Below are 16956 nucleotides of genomic sequence, written 5' to 3'. Positions count from 1 at the left end.
AATGCGGCCAGCGGCAACCGCCTCGCGATGCCGCCCGCAGTTTGCCATAGTCCGGGTTTCATTTCAGGACATTGCGCAAAAGAATGACAGGATGACAATGGTTTGCCCGCCCGGGACCGATCCCGTATATCCGGCGCAATCCCCTTTGTCGCTTTGCCTTTACAATCCCGGCATGCCGCAACTCGATATCCTGCTTCCCTTCAGTTTCCCCTCTCCGGAACTTGCCGCCGACCTGCTGCGCGCCCTGCGCCTGCCCGCGTTTGCCCTGCTCGCCGCGCGCGGCACGCCCGGCGCGCTGCAGGCCAGCGAGGATTTTTCCCATGCGCTGCCGCATGAAGCCTGGCTGGCGCGCCGCTTCGGACTGCAGGCCGGCATGGAGCAAGGCGGCAGTCCGCCGGTGGCGCCGGCCGCGATGGCGGCGGCCGGCCTCGCGCCTGACGCCGGCGAATGGTTCATGCTGCAGCCGGCGCATCTGCACGTGGCGCGCGACCATCTGGTGCTGACCGACCGCCGCCACCTGGCGCTGGACGAGGCCGAGTCGCGTGCGCTATTCGACAGCGCCTACGCCCTGTTCGAGGAAGCCGGCCTGCCGCTGCGCTATGGCGACGCGCACACCTGGTTCCTGCGCTCGGACGACTGGCGCGACCTGAAAACCGCCACCATGGACGCCGCCTGCGGCCGCAACATCGATATCTGGATGCCCAGGGGCGCCGGGGAACGCGCCTGGCGCAAATTGCAGAATGAAGTGCAGATGGAATGGCATGCCCACCCGGTCAACGAAGCGCGCGCCGCACGCGGCGCCAAACCGGTCAATTCCGTCTGGCTGTGGGGCGGCGGCGCCGCCGGCCAGGCCATGCCGCAGCCGGCCTACAGCCATGTCTGGGCATCGGGCTGGCCCCGCGCGCTGGCCGCCGGCAAGGGAAACAGCCTGCCGGCCGACGCCGGCGCACTGCTGGCTGCCGCGCCCGAGCGCGGCCTGCTGCTGATCGACGACCTGAGCGCGCCGGCGCTGGCCGGCGACTGGTCCGCCTGGCTGGAAGCCTTCCATGCAATCGACGAAGCCTGGCTCGCGCCGCTGCTTGCCGGGCTGCGCGCCGGCAAGCTTGGCGGGCTTAAACTCGTCACCAGCGACGGCAACCGGCTGCGCGAAACCGACGTCAGCCGCCTGGCCCTGAAAAAATTCTGGCTCCAACCTTCTCTCGCCCGACTCGTTCCATGACCCGCATCGCCACCCGCCCCTATTCCTTCCGCCACGCGGAGATGCTGCGCCAGAGCGGCGTGCACCCGGTGCTGGCGCGGCTGTTCGCGGCACGCGGCCTGGTCGATGCCAGCGAGCTGTCGTCCGAATTTTCCGCGCTGATCGCGCCATCCGGCCTGCTGCACGTGGACGCCGCCGCCGTCTTCCTGGCCGACGCGATCGCCGCGCAGAAGAGGATGACCATCGTTGCCGACTATGACTGCGACGGCGCCACCGCCTGCGCGGTTGCGCTGCGCGGCCTGAAGGCGATGGGCGCGAAAATCGATTACATCGTGCCCAACCGCTTCGAATACGGCTACGGCCTGACGCCTGAAATCGTGGAACTGGCGGTACGGGAAAAGTCGCCGGACATCATCGTCACCGTGGACAACGGCATCGCCAGCATCGATGGCGTGGCCGAAGCCAACCGGCGCGGCATCGAGGTGGTGGTAACCGACCACCACCTGCCGGCCGACACCCTGCCGGCGGCGCGGGTGATCGTGAACCCGAACCAGCCGGCCTGCGGCTTTCCGAGCAAGAACCTGGCTGGCGTCGGCGTGATGTTCTATGTGCTGCTTGCGCTGCGGGCCGAGTTGCGCCGGCGCGGCGTGTTCACGGCAGAGAACCAGCCGCGGCTGGATGCGCTGCTGGACCTGGTGGCGCTGGGCACCGTGGCCGACGTGGTCAAGCTCGACGCCAACAACCGGGTGCTGGTGGCGCAGGGCTTGAAGCGCATGCGCGCCGGCCGCATGCATGTCGGCATTGCGGCGCTATTTCGCGTGGCCGGCCGGGAAGCCCGCCGCGCCAGTCCCTTCGACCTCGGCTTTGCGGTCGGGCCGCGCCTGAACGCCGCCGGCCGGCTGGCCGACATGTCGCTCGGCATCGAATGCCTGACCACCGACGATGCCGGCCGCGCCTGGGAAATCGCGCAGCAGCTCGACACCATCAACCGCGAGCGGCGGGTGATCGAGGCGCAGATGCAGGACAGCGCGCTGGCTTCGCTTGACCATATCGACCCGCGCGACAACACCACCATCAGCATCTACGACGACAGCTGGCACCAGGGCGTGATCGGCATCGTCGCCTCGCGCCTGAAGGACAAGTTCTACCGCCCCACCATCACCTTCGCGCCGGCCGGCGACGGCCTGATCAAGGGCTCGGGCCGGTCCATTGCCGGCTTCCACCTGCGCGACGGCCTGGACCTGGTGTCCAAGCATGCGCCGACGCTGATCGAAAAATTTGGCGGCCACTCGATGGCCGCCGGCCTGACGCTGCGCGCCGACAACCTCGAAGGCTTCACCCATGCGTTCGAGGAAGTCGGTCGAGCCTCACTCACGAAGGCGCAGCTGGAACGCGTGCTGGAAACCGACGGACCATTGGAAGACGCCTACTTCTCCACCGCCTTCATCGAGCTGATCGACGGCCACGTCTGGGGACAGGGCTTCGCGCCGCCGGTGTTCTGCGATGAATTCCGGGTGGTGAGCCAGCGCGTGCTGAAGGAACGGCACCTGAAGCTGCTGCTGGAAAAGAATGGGCAGCAATACGACGCAATCTGGTTCGGTCATGCGGATGGATTGCCGGAACGGGTGAATGTGGCGTTCCGGCTGGATGCGAACGAGTTCAATGGCAGGACCAGGGTGCAGCTGCTGGTGGAGCATGCGGAGCCGGCTTGAGTGAACCGAATGTTCTTCGTGGCATGCGGCCTTCGCTGTCGACTGGCCGGGAATCAGGGGTTCAGGCTGGCGAAGCGAGGCTTGCCCAGGAAGAAAGCAGACGGTTATCTAGGCGGAAAGACGGTTTTCGCTTTGGATAGCACATCCCACATCCCTATCTGACAGCTAGACCGCAAGGAACGATGGCAAAACCCAGCCATGGCGAAGGTGGCTGGTTTCTGCAATTTCAACAGTGTCTGCTCCAAGGTCTGCAAAAAGCATTTGGCATAGCAGTTCCTGAAAATGGAACATCTTTAAAGTTAGCTGTTCTTGCCAGTCTTACTGCCATGACGCATGTAATTGACAGCCTTTTCCGAGACAGCAGGCCTGTCTATGGCCTGCCATAAAATCAACCTCTTTCAGTAATCAGTTTGCCAATCTTCGCCAGAGCGGCTTTGTAAGCGCCTGCCTCGTCGGAATAAGACACACCGGGCATGATGCTTTTCATGCCAGTACGCTCCCTCAGAAACTGAAGCGGTCCTGGCTCCTCCTTAGCATTCGGTCGCGCCAGTTCTGAAATTGCCTGTTGAAGCCCAACAGCCTCACTCGGCTTCAGCCGATCCAGGAATCCATCCAATACTGCCTTTGCCATTTGTTTTTTTTGCGCAGCGGATGAATTCTTGAGGTTGCCAATGTATGTCAGCTCGTCAATAAAGAAATTTGTGTCAAGTGCTATTCCTTTGCTGGTGCCGAACAAATCTTTTGTGTAGGACGAGCCATAGCCACAAGTAACTTCCACGAATTTTTTGACTTCATGCAGTTTTTCTATATGGACAACGGCTTCGTATTCTCCGAACTTATCGCCGCTCGCACCCTCGTAAAAAGCAATTGAAGAATATCCTGAATTTTTCAATCCATGAAAGAACCGTTCAGCATATTCCTTATTGGGGAATTTCAAGTCCAAGCCTTTTTGGGAAAAATCTAGGCCAGCAATATTCTCGAGCTTTTCAGCCTGCGCTCTGCCCATCCAACTTTTATCAAGCAACAAACAACTTGTTGCGCCAATTGATGCTCGTACGCCCTTTGCCTGAATGGGCTTTATACGGAGAAACTTTTCTTTTTCGAAGAACATATCCTTCGATTGTTGAATTTTATTTTTCATTTCTTCAAAGGCATCTTCCCTGGGCAAAGTGGGCGCCAGAAACGGACCCAGATTGCATAGCACATTAAGCGGCAACATTCCCAATGAGTTATTTTCAGGATCCCTCATTGCCTGAGCCACAAAAGGAGCAGCGCTGTAAATCTCACTTGCGGCCGCTGCACGAATTATCTTTTTTGCCTCTAGCACTGGAATGTAAATAAGCGCGTTATAAGCCGGCCGGCTATGTCTGGAAAGGCCTCCTACCGTTTGAACTTCGCTTTTCAAGCCTATGTTCAGTCTGGCCATATCTTCCGAAAAATCTTTTATGAATTTTTCGGCATCCTAAAGAGATGAAAAATCGTTCGAGCAGAATCCGAGTTCGCCAAAGTGCTCTATTTTCCAGGCTCCATTTTTACCAGTTTTCCTTTCAAGTATTTCTTTGACTGCCGGCATATCTTTCCATTCCACAGTCACACGTGTTGGCTTGCCAAGGTCAATTAGCTCATGAATTTCCTGCAAGGTTTTATCAGCGGGATAGGATATTCCATCAAACTTCAAGCCCAAGACATTTTCGGAACCAAAATTTAAGCAAAATGCATGTTCATACAGTTCAATCGCCAAAATAATTTCCGAGCATTTAGCTGCAGGAAGACTTTCAGGCAGAACAGGAAACTCACGCTCTTCACCATACAAATTCACATAATTAATTGATGCCGGAAATACGGACTTAGTTGGACTATTGCCAATGTCTGCCGCACCGATCGCGGCATTTTTCGAGTTGGCTCTCGTAGAACATTCTTTCGCAGGAATCATTTTTTACTCTCTTTACTATATTAGGAACAAGATAGTGATTTATGTACTTCATTTTCGGATGTTGGAAATATCGCAGCCATCATTAACCGCGTTTTCGGAGTTAATGATGGCTGCGAGAAAATTCCACCAGCCACGCGTTTTTAGTTCGTAAGCATTTCTTTCGAACGCGTTCCATAGTCAATCGCTGTAATAAACCGTTGGAACCGGCAAGCACGACAAGCGAAGCCAATTTCCCTCAAAGCTCGCAGCGTTCCGGTTCATGGGCATGTACGACCGTTCCGCCGCCTCAACCCCACCCTTCCCTTCAGTTATAATCGCCGGTTTCCCCCGCACGAGACGCACACACCATGGAAGCAGAACGCCTCAATTCCCTGTCGGCCTTGCTGGCCGACCTGACCACCCGGGAAGCTGAACTTCGGAGGTATCTTTGACTTCGATAACAAGTCAGAGAAACTAGAGCAGGTCAACCAGGAACTCGAAGATCCCACCGTCTGGAACGACCAGAAACGCGCGCTGGCCCTCGGCCAGGAAAAGAAGGCGCTGGAAGGCGTGGTCCATTCCCTCACCGAAATCGATGCCGGACTGCGCGATGCCCGCGACCTGTTCGACATGGCCCGCGAAGAGCAGGACGACGACACGCTCGAAGCCATCGAGGCCGACGCGGCCGGCTTGCAGAAGCAGGTGGAAACCCTGGAATTCCGCCGTATGTTCGCCAACCCGATGGACCCCAACAACTGCTTCATCGACATCCAGGCCGGCGCCGGCGGCACCGAGGCCCAGGACTGGGCGTCGATGCTGCTGCGCCAGTACCTGCGCTATTGCGAGCGCAAGGGCTTCAAGGTCGAGATCCTGGAACAGTCCGAGGGCGAAGTTGCCGGCATCAAGACCGCCACGCTGAAGGTCGAAGGCGAATACGCCTATGGCTTCCTGCGCACCGAGACAGGCGTGCATCGCCTGGTGCGCAAGTCGCCGTTCGACTCCGCCGGCGGCCGCCATACCTCGTTTGCCAGCGTGTTCGTGTATCCGGAAGTGGATGAGTCGATCGACATTGACGTCAACCCGGCCGATGTGCGCGTCGATACCTACCGCGCCTCCGGCGCTGGCGGCCAGCACATCAACAAGACCGACTCCGCGGTGCGCCTGACCCATGCGCCGTCCGGCATCGTGGTGCAGTGCCAGAACGACCGCAGCCAGCACCGCAACCGGGCCGAGGCCTGGGAAATGCTGAAGTCGCGGCTGTATGAACTGGAACTGCGCAAGCGCATGAGCGAGCAGCAAAAGCTGGAAGACTCCAAGACCGATGTGGGCTGGGGCCACCAGATCCGCTCCTACGTGCTGGACCAGTCCCGCATCAAGGACCTGCGCACCAGCTTCGAAACCGGCAACACCAAGTCGGTGCTCGACGGCGACCTCGACGGCTTTATTGCCGCCTCCCTGAAACAAGGCGTTTAAGCATGATGACTGACAAATACACCGCGCTGACGGAAGAAAAGGACGAGAACTCCATCATCGCCGAGCGGCGCGGCAAGCTGGCGGCGCTGCGCGAGCAGGGACCGGCCTTTCCCAATGACTTCCGTCCGCAGCACCAGGCCGCGGCGCTGCAGGCCGAATACGGCAATGTCGACCGCGATCTGCTGGAAAGCCAGCCGGTCACGGTGGTCGTCGCCGGACGCATGATGTTGAAGCGGGTGATGGGCAAGGCGTCGTTCGCCACCATCCAGGACGCTTCCGGCCCGCGCGCCGATGGCCGCATCCAGCTCTATATCAGCAACGAGCTGACGAGCGAAGAAGCGCATGAAGCCTTCAAGCATTACGACATGGGCGACATCCTCGGCGCCGAGGGCACGCTGTTCAAGACCAAGACCGGCGAGCTGTCGGTCAAGGTCAGCACGCTGCGCCTCATTACCAAGTCGCTGCGGCCGCTGCCGGACAAGTTCCACGGTCTGGCCGACCAGGAAACCAAGTACCGCCAGCGCTATGTCGACCTGATCATGAGCGAGGACACCCGGCGCACCTTCAAGGCGCGCACCGCGGCCATGTCCTCGATCCGCCGCTTCATGGCCGACAACGGCTTCATGGAAGTCGAGACGCCGATGCTGCACGCCATTCCCGGCGGCGCGGCGGCCAAGCCCTTCATCACCCATCACAATGCGCTGGACATGGAAATGTTCCTGCGCATCGCGCCCGAGCTGTACCTGAAGCGGCTGGTGGTCGGCGGTTTCGACCGGGTGTTCGAAGTCAATCGCAACTTCCGCAATGAGGGCGTGTCGCCGCGCCACAATCCGGAATTCACGATGATGGAGTTCTACGCCGCCTACACCGACTACAAGTGGCTGATGGACTTCACCGAAGCCGTGATCCGCCAGGCCGCGGTCGATGCACACGGCACCGCGCAGCTGACCTACCAGGGCCGCGAGCTCGACCTGTCCAAGCCCTTCCACCGCATGACCATCGTGGAAGCGATCAACAAGTACGCGCCGCACTACACCGCCGAGCAGTTGCAGGATGCCGACTTCCTGCGGGCGGAATTGCTGAAGTTCGGCGTCAAGCCCCATGCGATTTCCGGGCTGGGTGCGCTGCAGCTTTCATTGTTCGAAGAGACGGCGGAAGCGCAGCTGTGGGAGCCGACCTACATCATCGACTATCCGGTCGAAGTGTCGCCGCTGGCACGCGCCTCGGACACGGTACCGGGCATCACCGAGCGCTTCGAGCTGTTCATCACCGGCCGCGAAATCGCCAACGGTTTCTCCGAGTTGAATGACGCGGAAGACCAGGCGACGCGCTTCCAGGCCCAGGTGGCGGCGAAGAATGCCGGCGACGAGGAAGCGATGTACTACGACGCCGACTATATCCGGGCGCTGGAATACGGCATGCCGCCGGCCGGCGGTTGCGGCATCGGCATCGACCGGCTGATGATGCTGATCACCGATTCGCCGAATATCCGCGACGTGATCCTGTTCCCGCACCTGCGGCGCGAAGACTGATACGCCTCTTCGCCGCGTTTCCTGCCTCCCTCCTGGCCCGCCTGCGCGCAAACGCAGGCGGGCCAGTTTTCATTGGCCCCTGGGCGTTACATCCCCTTACACCTGACACACCTTCAGTCTGTTAATCGCACAGTTGTTTGCAGATAATAAAAAGCAAACAACAGGAGCCGATGATGGATACCTATAACAAGCCAGGCAGCAAGCCCAACCGACTTCATCCGCTGGTCGCCGGCGCGGCCATTTCCGTGATGCTTGCCAGCCTCACCGGCGTGGCCGCGATGGCCGGCCTGCTGCCCAATTCCCACAGTGAAAGCAAGGCGGCCGCGGAAGCGGCGCAGCCGCAACCGGCCCAGTCAGCGACGACAAAACCGGCTGCGGTGGCAAAAACGCCCAAGGCCGTCGGCAGCGACCGGCTGGCCCTGAAGGAAGAAGACCAGGCGCCGGCGCCTCGCCAGCAACAGGCCGCTTCCCTGTCCGCATCGCAAAGCGGCCATCGCTCGCCGGATTATTCGCAGGACATGTTGCGCGTGGCCCAGCCGGCCCGTGCCTGCGGCAATTGCGGCCGGGTGGAATCGGTGCATGCAGTGCAATCGCAGGCCGATCCCAGCGGCGTCGGCGTGGTGGGCGGCGCGGTGGTCGGCGGCCTGCTGGGCAACCAGATCGGCGGCGGCAGCGGCAAGACCCTGGCGACAATAGCCGGCGCGGTCGGCGGCGGCTATGCCGGCAATGAAGTCGAGAAGCGCACTCGCACCGCGACCAGCTATCAGGTCAGGGTGCGCATGGAAAACGGCCAGGTACGCAACTTCCCGTACAACAACCAGCCAGCCTGGCATCAGGGCGACCGGGTGCGGGTGGTCGATGGCTATCTGCAGCCAGACCGTTAAGACGACGCATCAAGGCAGTCTGCATCGAACGCCCCTGTTCCAGCCGGAACAGGGGCGTTTTCTATCGGGCTCCCAGTTGCTGCTGGGCTTGCCAACACCCGTTGCTGAAGGCTTCCACGGCATCGGTCTGGCTGTCGATCCTGAACAGGCTGAGCCAGCGGTTTTCCACCAGCTGGCGTACCACCGCATGCCTGTCCATCACCGCCTCGATGCGCTCGCGCGGCGCCTCGATGAACACCGACAGGCGCAGCGGCGTATGCATCCACTGCCGTCCATCGTGCAGCGACTGCATCGGCAGCCCGATGCGCAGGTCGCCGCCATTGCCTTCGAACACGCCGATGTGGCCGCCGACGACGTTGTGCAGCACCTTGTTGCCGCTGCCGTAGCGGCCATTGTCGACAGTGGATGCGTAGTACTGCATGTTGATCCAGTGCGCCACGACCATGGGCGCGGTCATGATCAGTTCCAGGATGCTGTTGTCGGCATCCTGGGTCCACTGGTAATCATGCAGGAAGCTGCGTCCCTGCAGGTTGATGCCGAGGGTGCGCACGCGCGGCGCCGCGATGAAGGCGGCATTGTTGGCCAGCCCCCACTCCGGCCGGGTCTGCGCCCAGTCGTTGGCGCGCAGCGCCAGCGCATTGCGCAGGGCCTGCGGCCGCGCCTCGAAGTGCGCCATACCCAGTGCCGGCGCGCGCTCCCGGCGCGCCTGGTCGCCAGCCCGCGCCAGCCAGTCGCGCAATGCCGCCAGTTCCTGCCGGTGGCTGGCTGGCGCGGCATCGGTGTCGAACAACGTCACCTCGTCCGTGGTGGTGTTGTGCAGGCCGGCGACGAACAGGGTGTCGGCCGGAATCGGCGTGCCGCGCATGGCGAGCAGATCGCGCACGCCCTGCTGGTTCAACAGCCCGGCCAGGGCGCGCGCATTGACCTCGCCGGTCTGTCCGCAGCAGGCGCCGCAATCCAGGCCGGCGGCATGCGGATTGTTTGCACTCTGGCTGCCATGTCCGGCAAGCAGCACGATGCGGGCAAAGCCGTCGCGCAGGCCCATGGCCTTGAGCACCTTCTCTGCCAGATCGACCTGCTGCGCCAGCGCGTCGCTGCCTTCGAACACCAGCACCGGACGCAGGCCCGGATGAGCCGCCAGGCCCTGTCTGCCAGGATCTGCCGACGCATCCCTCGCCGGCAGGCTGCGCCTGACCAGCTTGGCAAGATAGGAAAGCCCCAGGGTTTCCACCAGCGCGAACGAAGAACCGGGCAGGCGCTGAAACGGCTGCCACGACTTGACGGCGGCCAGCCTGGCGCGCTGCGAAGCGGCCAGCGCCCGATCCTGGTCGGGCAAGCCGCAGCTGTCCGTCACATACAGGCTGGGCGGCAGCAGGCCGGGCAACTGCGGCCGGGCGACATCGCTGCCCAGCGCCCGGTAACTGACGGGCAGACCAAAGAAGCCTGCGAATCCCATGGTCTGCACCTGCGGCGAAACGGCCTCGAGCGCGCGGCGCAGCACCTCGGAACGGACGTCGATACAGAACACGGCCTGCACGGCAGCGGCGACGGCAGGCTGCGCAGGCCTGCGCATCAGCGACGCACACAGCTTTTCCTGATAGGCGATCTCCAGGCCTCTTTGCAGCAATGCATCGACATCCGGCTCTCCGGCATCGGTGCCCGGCATGCCGCCCCAGCCCTGGCGCCAGGCTGCCGCGTCGGCGCCGGCCGTTTCTTCATGCAGCAGGTACTCCCAGCACAGGCGTATGGCCAGAAGATCGACGATATGCTGGTCGTCCCTGCCTTCCAGCCGGGCTTGCCAGCGCAGATAGGCGCACCATGCGGCCCAGCCATTGATGCGCAGCAGGCAGGCGGTCATCAAATCCTTGCTGCCGGCGGCCTTCATGCCCAGCCCTTCGATGGCCATGCCGATTGCTTCCATCGCTGTGCCAGGCAGGGCCGCAACGCGGGTGCGTAGTTGCGGCGCATTCATCAGCATGCCAATGCCATAGTCATGCAGGATATTGGCTCGCCAGCCCGCATACAGCGTGGCTTCATGCGGCAGATGCCAGTCTGCCTGTTCGGCATCGAAATACGCGGCGCAGAACTGGCTTACCTGATGCGTGATGGCGGTGCGCCAGGCCGGCTCGCGGGACAGGTCGCGTGACGCGTCGAGCAGGTCCGAAGGCAATGGCAGCGCAGCAGGAAGCGGCGCCGGCTGCCTCATGGCTTCGATCACGCTGTCGACACTGAATGCCGCGCCGGCCTCCTTGACCGCAAGCGCCAGATGCGCGCGCGTCAGCTGTCCTTTGTCCCACGCGTCCTGGTAAAAGCTGCGCGGCATCCACATCCGGCTGCCTGCAAGGCGGCCGAGCTGCTGCGCGGCGGCATTGAAAGGCTGGTTCACCCAGCTCCAGTAAGGATTGACGGCGATGAAACGGTCCAGCGGCCAGGTGGGCGCAATCGCCTGGCAGGCTGCTTCCAGCGACTCGACGATGCTCTCCTGTCCGGGGCGAAATACGGCGTCTGCGATCTTCATGCTTGTTCTCCGGCGACGATAGGGAATGGATGTGGTGCGCGCTGAGGCAACTGCACCGGCCAGATGCGGAAGGCCAGCCTGGTGAAGCGCTCATCGAGATAAAAGCCGGCATAGGCCCAGGGATACAGGGCAACCGAGAGGCGTCCGCCGGGAAAGGCAAGCAGCCAGGCCTGCACGCCATACAGCAGCACGAAGCAGGCGGCCACCCAGGCCACCAGGGGCGCGGCAACCTGGCTGTCTGGCAAGGACAGCAGCGCGGAAAACGCCAGATGCCATCCGACATAGAGCTGGGCCAGCAGCAGCACGGCCAGCACGCCGCGCAGCATGCGCGACAAGGTGTCCTGCCACAGCAGCGGGGCAAGTCCGAGTCCGATGATGAGCACCGCGATGGCAGGCACTTGCGCATGCGGCGATACTGCCTGCCACGCCGTCGTGGAAAGCCAGACGGCAGCCATGGCGAGCGGCGCGGCGGCAAGACGCCCGGCCAGGCGCTGTGGCGCAGAAACTGCGGCGCTGTCGGGAAACAACTGGCGGCGACGGGTATGCGTCACCGCTTCGCCAGCCGCCAGGAAGGCATGAGCCTTGTACAGCGAATGCGCAAGCAGATGCAGCAGGGCCAGCTCATACAGGCCCAGACCGCATTCCAGCAGCATGAAGCCCATCTGCGCGCAGGTCGACCATGCGAGCCGCACCTTGATGCTGATGCGCGTCATCATCACCAGCCCGGCCAGCACCGCGGTCAGGCTGCCGACCACCACCAGCATCGCCTGCGCCACCGGGGCCGCCGACAGCAGCGCCGCCAGCCTGATGAGCACAAGACCACCGAGGTTGACCACGCCCGCATGCAGCAGCGCCGACACCGGCGTCGGCGCTTCCATGACCTGGATCAGCCATCCATGCACCGGCAGTTGCGCCGACTTGAAGATCGCCGCCAGCGCCACCAGCGCCATGGCGGCGTGCATGCCGGGCGCCAGGCTTGCCGAGGCATCCACATGCGCGGCGATGCCCTGCATGGAAAGCGTGCCGGCCTCGGCATGGATGAGCCACAGCGCCAGCGCGAGGCTGACATCCGCCAGGCGGCTGGCCAGGAATTTCTTGTGCGCGACCACGCAGGCGACAGGACGATCGGCATAGAACATCAGCAGACGGTGCAGGCCCAGGCTGCTGGAAAGCCACGCCAGCGCCAGCACGCCAAGATGATCGGTGATGCATACCACGCTGACCGATGCGAGCGTGAACAGCATGGCGGCGATGTAGCCGCGCTGGCCCGGCTCGCCCTGCAGATAGCGGTGAGAAAAGCACAGGATGACCCAGCCGAGCAGGCCGATCAGGCAAGCCATCGCCAGGCCCGGCGCATCGATGGCGGCGGCGCCGGCGCGCGCCTCCCAGGCCGCCACGGCCAGAACGCTCAAAACCAGGCCAAGGACCGCTGCCGCGCTGCCTTTCGCGATCCGCCATGCATGGCGCTCGCCAACGCCGGCGAGTGCGGGAACGAAGGCAGAGGCATAGGCCAGCGGCATAAGCCACAGCCATGCGGTGATACCAGGATTTATCATTGTTGACTCCCACGAAAAAGATGCGCTACTTTGCCGCCCCTCACAGCTTAAGTAAAATATATAATTAACCATTAGTTCATCAGTAAAACAGAACGATGCCTTTCACACGCCTGAATTACCGCCATCTCTACTATTTCTGGATGGTCGCCAAGGAAGGCCACCTGACACGGGTTGCGGAACAGATGCACGTGTCGCAGTCGGCGCTGTCGATGCAGATCCGCCAGCTTGAGGAGCAGCTCGGTTACGCGCTGTTCGTGCGCGAGGGCCGCGCGCTCAAGCTCACCGAACTCGGGCATGTGGTGCTGGACTACGCCGACAATATTTTCGCAATGGGCAATGAGCTTATCGAGGTCGTGGCGGCCGGGCGTGGCCAGAGATCGCAGCGCCTGCGAGTGGGCGCGGTTGCCACGCTGTCACGCAACTTCCAGGAAAATTTCCTGCGTCCCGTGATGGGCATGGCGGACGTGAAGCTGGTGCTGGAGTCGGGCACGCTGGACGAACTGCTCGGCCGGCTTGCGGTGCACAAGCTCGACATCGTGCTGTCGAACCGGCCCGTCAGTGCCGATGAGGAACAGGCGTGGCGCTGTCGCCGGATAGCCCGGCAGCCGGTCTGCCTGGTTGGCAAGCCGTTGGCGAGCAACAGGCCATTCCGTTTTCCCGCCGACCTGAAGGGCATGAAACTGCTGTTGCCTGGCCACAGCAGCGACATCCGCACCGAGTTCAACATGCTGTGCGAAGCCAGGGGCATTGCCGTGGACATCTTCGCCGAGGTCGACGACATGGCCATGCTGCGCCTGCTGGCGCGCGACTCGGGCGGCGTGGCGCTGGTGCCTGCCGTGGTGGTGCAGGATGAATTGAAGACGGGTCTGCTGCAGCAATACTGCGTGGTGCCGGAGGTGTTCGAAAACTTTTATGCGATTACGACGGAAAGGCAGTTTCAGACCAAGGTGCTGGAGGCGCTGCTGACGCAGAGTCTGTCCTGAACGGAGGCAGGCGGCAGGGCCGGACCGTCTGGATGCGTTCTAGCCTGCCTTGCTGACAAACTGCAACAGGCTGGCTGCGGCGGAAATCAAAAAGCCCTGGCGCCAGTCATGGCGGCAGGGCTTTGAGCGGTGCGCAAGGCTGACGCCCTACTCCTACTCCGCTTCCTCTATCCAGGCCATCTGGATGGCTTCCAGTATCTTTTCATTCGAACGCGACGGCTCGTCATCGAAGCCGTCAAGCTCGCAGACCCAGCGATGCAGATCGGTGAAGCGCACCGTCAGCGGATTGACTTCCGGGTGCTTCTCGAACAGCTCTTCCGCAATGCGTATGGTGTCGGTCCACTTCATGGTCGCCTCCTCGCTCAGTGATTTTCACGCGCATGGTTGATGGTGTATTTCGGTATTTCCACCACCAGGTCGTCCTCGTCCACTACCGCCTGGCAGGACAGCCGCGAATTGGCTTCCAGGCCCCATGCCATGTCCAGCAGGTCTTCTTCCTTTTCCAGTGGCTCGTTGAGCGAATCGAAGCCTTCCCGCACGATCACGTGACAGGTGGTGCAGGCGCAGGACATCTCGCAGGCATGCTCGATCTCGATATCGTTTTCCAGCAGCGCATTGCAGACCGTCATGCCCTTGGGCGCTTCGATCACGGCGCCTTCCGGGCACAGGGTGGGATGGGGTAACACGACGATTTGTGGCACGTGGCTTTCCTTCAAAAATCCTGTTGTTCAATGCGCCCGTTCAGGCAATCTCGTCCAGCTTGCGGCCGGCCAGCGCGGCACGCACGCTGCGGTCCATGCGCCGCGCGGCGAATTCCTCGGTGCCACGGGCCAGCGCTTCCACCGCTTCCTTGATGGCCTGGTGGTCGCTGCCCTGCGCGGTGCTGCGCAGCGACTCGATCAGCCCGGCAATCTCGGTGCGTTCCTGGTCCGACAGCAAGGCGGCATCGGCATCCAGCGCCGATTGCGTGGCCAGCAGGATGCGCTCGGCTTCCACCTGCTCCTCGCGCAATGCGCGCAGCTGCATGTCGGTGTCGGCGGAAGAAAACGATTCCTGCAGCATGCGGGCGATGTCGTCGTCGCCCAGGCCATAGGACGGCTTGACGGTGATCGCGGCTTCCACGCCCGAGTGCAGTTCGCGCGCCGACACCGACAGCAGGCCATCGGCATCGACCTGGTAGGTAATGCGGATGCGGGCGGCGCCGGCCGCCATCGGCGGTATGCCGCGCAGCTCGAAGCGCGCCAGCGAGCGGCAGTCCGACACCAGTTCGCGCTCGCCCTGCACCACGTGGATCGCCATCGCGGTCTGGCCATCCTTGAAGGTGGTGAATTCCTGCGCCCGCGCGCAGGGGATGGTGGAGTTGCGCGGAATGACCTTCTCGGCCAGGCCGCCCATGGTTTCCACGCCCAGCGAAAGGGGAATCACGTCCAGCAGCAGCCAGTCGTCGCCCGGCGCGCGGTTGCCCGCCAGCAGGTTGGCCTGCACCGCGGCGCCCAGCGCCACCACCTTGTCGGGATCGATGTTGGCCAGCGGCAGGGTTTGGAAGAAATCGCCGACAGCCTTGCGGATATGCGGCATCCGGGTCGCGCCGCCCACCAGCACCACGCCGTCGACATCATCCACCGCCAGGCTGGCGTCGCGCAGCGCCTTGCGCGAGGCGGCAATGGTCTTGGCAACGAGGTGCTGGGTGATGTCGAAGAAGGTGGATGCGGTCAGCGTCAGGTGCACTTCCTCGCCCGAGCCCAGCACCGCGTCGATATGGGTTTCCGCATTGGTCGACAGCAGTTCCTTGGCTTCGCGCGCCTTCACCATCAGCACCCGTGTGTCTTCATCCGACAGCGGCGACAGGTGGGAATGCTCGACGATCCAGCAGAAGATCCTGTGGTCGAAGTCGTCGCCGCCGAGCGCGGAGTCGCCGCCGGTGGCCAGCACTTCGAACACGCCCTTGGACAGGCGCAGGATGGAAATGTCGAAGGTGCCCCCGCCGAGGTCGTACACCGCGTACACGCCCTCCGAGGCATGGTCCAGGCCATAGGCGATCGCGGCGGCGGTGGGCTCGTTGAGCAGGCGCAGCACGTTCAGGCCGGCCAGCTTGGCCGCGTCCTTGGTCGCCTGGCGCTGGGCATCGTCGAAATAGGCCGGCACGGTAATCACCGCGCCCACCAGATCGTCGCCCAGCGCATCCTCGGCGCGCTGGCGCAGCGTCGCCAGGATCTGGGCCGAGATCTCGACCGGGCTCTTGACGCCGGCGACGGTGCGCAACTGCACCATGCCTGGCTGGTCAACGAAGTCATACGGCATGTTCTCCGCATGGGCAATGTCCTTCAGGCCCCGCCCCATGAAACGCTTGACCGACACCACGGTATTGCGCGGGTCGGTGGTCTGCGCCGCCTGCGCCTTGTAGCCGATGTTGGCGTGGCCGTTGGGCAGGTAGCGCACCACCGACGGCAGCAGCGCATGGCCTTCCTCGTCGTCCAGCACTTCGGGAATGCTGTTGCGCACGGTGGCGACCAGCGAGTTGGTGGTGCCAAGGTCGATGCCTACCGCCAGCCGGTGCTGGTGCGGTGCGGTCGACATGCCGGGTTCTGAAATCTGCAGTAATGCCATGGTGTGGTCTTAATCCGTCAAGCGGTCAAAGGCGGCGGCGACTTCGTCGCCGAATTTTTCCAGGAACATCAGCTGGCGCACGCCCTGCGCGGCGGTGGCGAAGTCGCGGCCGTCCAGCGCGGCGCCGATTTGGCCCAGCTCCTGGCGGCGCACCGCGCCGAGATCCTGGTCCAGGCGCTCCAGCGCATCGAGGTCGCGGCCGGCGCGTGCGTCGTCCAGCGCCTCGCGCCACTCCATCTGCTGCATCAAGAAGGCCGGGGCCATCGCGGTGTTGGACTCGGCCTGCAGGTCCACGCCGTTGAGTTCGCACAGGTAGGTGGCGCGCCTGAGCGGCGACTTCAGCGTCTGGTAGGCTTCGTTGGCGCGGGTGGCCCATTGCATCGCGACGCGCTTCTCGGCGTCGGGGCTGCTGGCGAACTTGTCCGGATGCACCTGGTTCTGCACTTCACGATAAGCCTGGTCCAGCGCCTTCATGTCGACGTCAAACTGCTGCGGCAGGTGGAACAGCTCAAAGTGATTTTGCATGGTCATCTAAAACAAAAGCCTGTCCGACTTCAACAGGCTGGGTCAACACAGGCGCG

The 16956-nt window shown here is 62.8% G+C and carries 15 protein-coding genes; 7 read left to right on the top strand and 8 right to left on the bottom strand.

All coding sequences use genetic code 11. The annotated features are described in order from the left end of the window. Positions 1–172 precede the first annotated feature (172 nt). The 3 genes from ABC383_RS01265 to ABC383_RS01255 all read left to right on the top strand — a co-directional run bounded on the left by ABC383_RS01265 (position 173) and on the right by ABC383_RS01255 (position 3296). On the top strand, positions 173–1219 hold the full coding sequence (locus ABC383_RS01265; RefSeq protein WP_413011238.1) for a hypothetical protein: 1047 nt from the start codon (positions 173–175) through the stop codon (positions 1217–1219). Beyond that, the gene (gene recJ, locus ABC383_RS01260; protein WP_413011236.1) at positions 1216–2910 is read left to right on the top strand and encodes a single-stranded-DNA-specific exonuclease RecJ; all 1695 of its coding nucleotides are present in this window, start codon (positions 1216–1218) and stop codon (positions 2908–2910) included. The genes ABC383_RS01265 and recJ overlap by 4 nt, the downstream gene beginning before the upstream one ends. Positions 2911–3092: 182 nt before the next feature. Further along, a complete protein-coding gene (locus tag ABC383_RS01255; RefSeq protein ID WP_413011234.1) occupies positions 3093–3296 on the top strand; it encodes a hypothetical protein in 204 nt (67 codons plus the stop codon). 2 nt (positions 3297–3298) lie between these two features. On the opposite strand, the gene ABC383_RS01250 is transcribed toward ABC383_RS01255, so the two are convergent. Next, positions 3299–4336 carry a hypothetical protein gene (locus ABC383_RS01250; RefSeq protein WP_413011233.1) on the bottom strand — a complete coding sequence of 346 codons (1038 nt, stop codon included), beginning with the start codon at positions 4334–4336 and terminating at the stop codon, positions 3299–3301. A gap of 36 nt (positions 4337–4372) precedes the next feature. After that, on the bottom strand, positions 4373–4843 hold the full coding sequence (locus tag ABC383_RS01245; RefSeq protein ID WP_413011231.1) for a hypothetical protein: 471 nt from the start codon (positions 4841–4843) through the stop codon (positions 4373–4375). Between the two features lie 347 nt (positions 4844–5190). On the opposite strand from ABC383_RS01245, the gene prfB reads away from it, so the two are divergent. The 3 genes from prfB (at position 5191) to ABC383_RS01230 (ending at position 8711) form a co-directional block, all read left to right on the top strand. Beyond that, positions 5191–6295 (top strand): peptide chain release factor 2 gene (gene prfB / locus ABC383_RS01240; RefSeq protein ID WP_194715575.1). Its coding sequence is split into 2 segments (ribosomal slippage): positions 5191–5271 and positions 5273–6295, totalling 1104 coding nucleotides; the frame shifts between segments, so codons are not numbered across the junction. 2 nt (positions 6296–6297) lie between these two features. Beyond that, entirely contained in the window at positions 6298–7827 is a 1530-nt protein-coding gene (gene lysS / locus ABC383_RS01235; RefSeq protein WP_413011229.1) for a lysine--tRNA ligase, read from the top strand. Between the two features lie 173 nt (positions 7828–8000). After that, positions 8001–8711 (top strand): glycine zipper 2TM domain-containing protein, encoded by a 711-nt coding sequence (locus ABC383_RS01230; protein WP_413016202.1) that lies wholly within the window; start codon positions 8001–8003, stop codon positions 8709–8711. A gap of 61 nt (positions 8712–8772) precedes the next feature. Here ABC383_RS01230 and ABC383_RS01225 read toward each other — a convergent pair whose 3' ends face one another. Both ABC383_RS01225 and ABC383_RS01220 read right to left on the bottom strand, forming a co-directional pair. Next, positions 8773–11229 (bottom strand): YbcC family protein, encoded by a 2457-nt coding sequence (locus ABC383_RS01225; RefSeq protein ID WP_413011227.1) that lies wholly within the window; start codon positions 11227–11229, stop codon positions 8773–8775. Then, entirely contained in the window at positions 11226–12785 is a 1560-nt protein-coding gene (locus ABC383_RS01220; protein WP_413011225.1) for an NADH-quinone oxidoreductase subunit L, read from the bottom strand. The genes ABC383_RS01225 and ABC383_RS01220 overlap by 4 nt, the downstream gene beginning before the upstream one ends. A 95-nt stretch (positions 12786–12880) precedes the next feature. Between ABC383_RS01220 and ABC383_RS01215 the strand changes: the two genes are divergently transcribed. Continuing rightward, positions 12881–13768 carry a LysR family transcriptional regulator gene (locus ABC383_RS01215; protein WP_413011223.1) on the top strand — a complete coding sequence of 296 codons (888 nt, stop codon included), beginning with the start codon at positions 12881–12883 and terminating at the stop codon, positions 13766–13768. A gap of 153 nt (positions 13769–13921) precedes the next feature. Here the strand turns inward: ABC383_RS01215 and iscX are convergent, their stop codons facing one another. From iscX to hscB, 4 genes are read right to left on the bottom strand one after another with little or no spacing between them, the layout of a single operon-like run. After that, positions 13922–14116, bottom strand: a complete 195-nt coding sequence (gene iscX / locus ABC383_RS01210; protein WP_217344152.1) for a Fe-S cluster assembly protein IscX — start codon at positions 14114–14116, stop codon at positions 13922–13924. A gap of 14 nt (positions 14117–14130) precedes the next feature. After that, positions 14131–14469 carry an ISC system 2Fe-2S type ferredoxin gene (fdx, locus tag ABC383_RS01205; protein WP_413011222.1) on the bottom strand — a complete coding sequence of 113 codons (339 nt, stop codon included), beginning with the start codon at positions 14467–14469 and terminating at the stop codon, positions 14131–14133. A gap of 40 nt (positions 14470–14509) precedes the next feature. Then, on the bottom strand, positions 14510–16375 hold the full coding sequence (hscA, locus tag ABC383_RS01200) for a Fe-S protein assembly chaperone HscA (RefSeq protein WP_413011220.1): 1866 nt from the start codon (positions 16373–16375) through the stop codon (positions 14510–14512). A 9-nt stretch (positions 16376–16384) separates the two neighbouring features. Continuing rightward, the gene (hscB, locus tag ABC383_RS01195; protein WP_413011218.1) at positions 16385–16900 is read right to left on the bottom strand and encodes a Fe-S protein assembly co-chaperone HscB; all 516 of its coding nucleotides are present in this window, start codon (positions 16898–16900) and stop codon (positions 16385–16387) included. Positions 16901–16956: the final 56 nt, after the last annotated feature.

The organism is Noviherbaspirillum phoenicis (assembly GCF_047237965.1).
Taxonomy (GTDB): domain Bacteria; phylum Pseudomonadota; class Gammaproteobacteria; order Burkholderiales; family Burkholderiaceae_D; genus Noviherbaspirillum_A.
This window is presented reverse-complemented; position numbering and strand designations above follow the sequence as displayed.

Bases quoted from the DNA above. Each gene is read 5' to 3' on its own strand.
- ABC383_RS01265 (WP_413011238.1), top strand. From the start codon at position 173: ATGCCGCAACTCGATATCCTGCTTCCCTTCAGTTTCCCCTCTCCGGAA.
- recJ (WP_413011236.1), top strand. From the start codon at position 1,216: ATGACCCGCATCGCCACCCGCCCCTATTCCTTCCGCCACGCGGAGATG.
- ABC383_RS01255 (WP_413011234.1), top strand. From the start codon at position 3,093: ATGGCAAAACCCAGCCATGGCGAAGGTGGCTGGTTTCTGCAATTTCAA.
- ABC383_RS01250 (WP_413011233.1), bottom strand. From the start codon at position 4,336: ATGGCCAGACTGAACATAGGCTTGAAAAGCGAAGTTCAAACGGTAGGA.
- ABC383_RS01245 (WP_413011231.1), bottom strand. From the start codon at position 4,843: ATGATTCCTGCGAAAGAATGTTCTACGAGAGCCAACTCGAAAAATGCC.
- lysS (WP_413011229.1), top strand. From the start codon at position 6,298: ATGATGACTGACAAATACACCGCGCTGACGGAAGAAAAGGACGAGAAC.
- ABC383_RS01230 (WP_413016202.1), top strand. From the start codon at position 8,001: ATGGATACCTATAACAAGCCAGGCAGCAAGCCCAACCGACTTCATCCG.
- ABC383_RS01225 (WP_413011227.1), bottom strand. From the start codon at position 11,229: ATGAAGATCGCAGACGCCGTATTTCGCCCCGGACAGGAGAGCATCGTC.
- ABC383_RS01220 (WP_413011225.1), bottom strand. From the start codon at position 12,785: ATGATAAATCCTGGTATCACCGCATGGCTGTGGCTTATGCCGCTGGCC.
- ABC383_RS01215 (WP_413011223.1), top strand. From the start codon at position 12,881: ATGCCTTTCACACGCCTGAATTACCGCCATCTCTACTATTTCTGGATG.
- iscX (WP_217344152.1), bottom strand. From the start codon at position 14,116: ATGAAGTGGACCGACACCATACGCATTGCGGAAGAGCTGTTCGAGAAG.
- hscA (WP_413011220.1), bottom strand. From the start codon at position 16,375: ATGGCATTACTGCAGATTTCAGAACCCGGCATGTCGACCGCACCGCAC.
- hscB (WP_413011218.1), bottom strand. From the start codon at position 16,900: ATGCAAAATCACTTTGAGCTGTTCCACCTGCCGCAGCAGTTTGACGTC.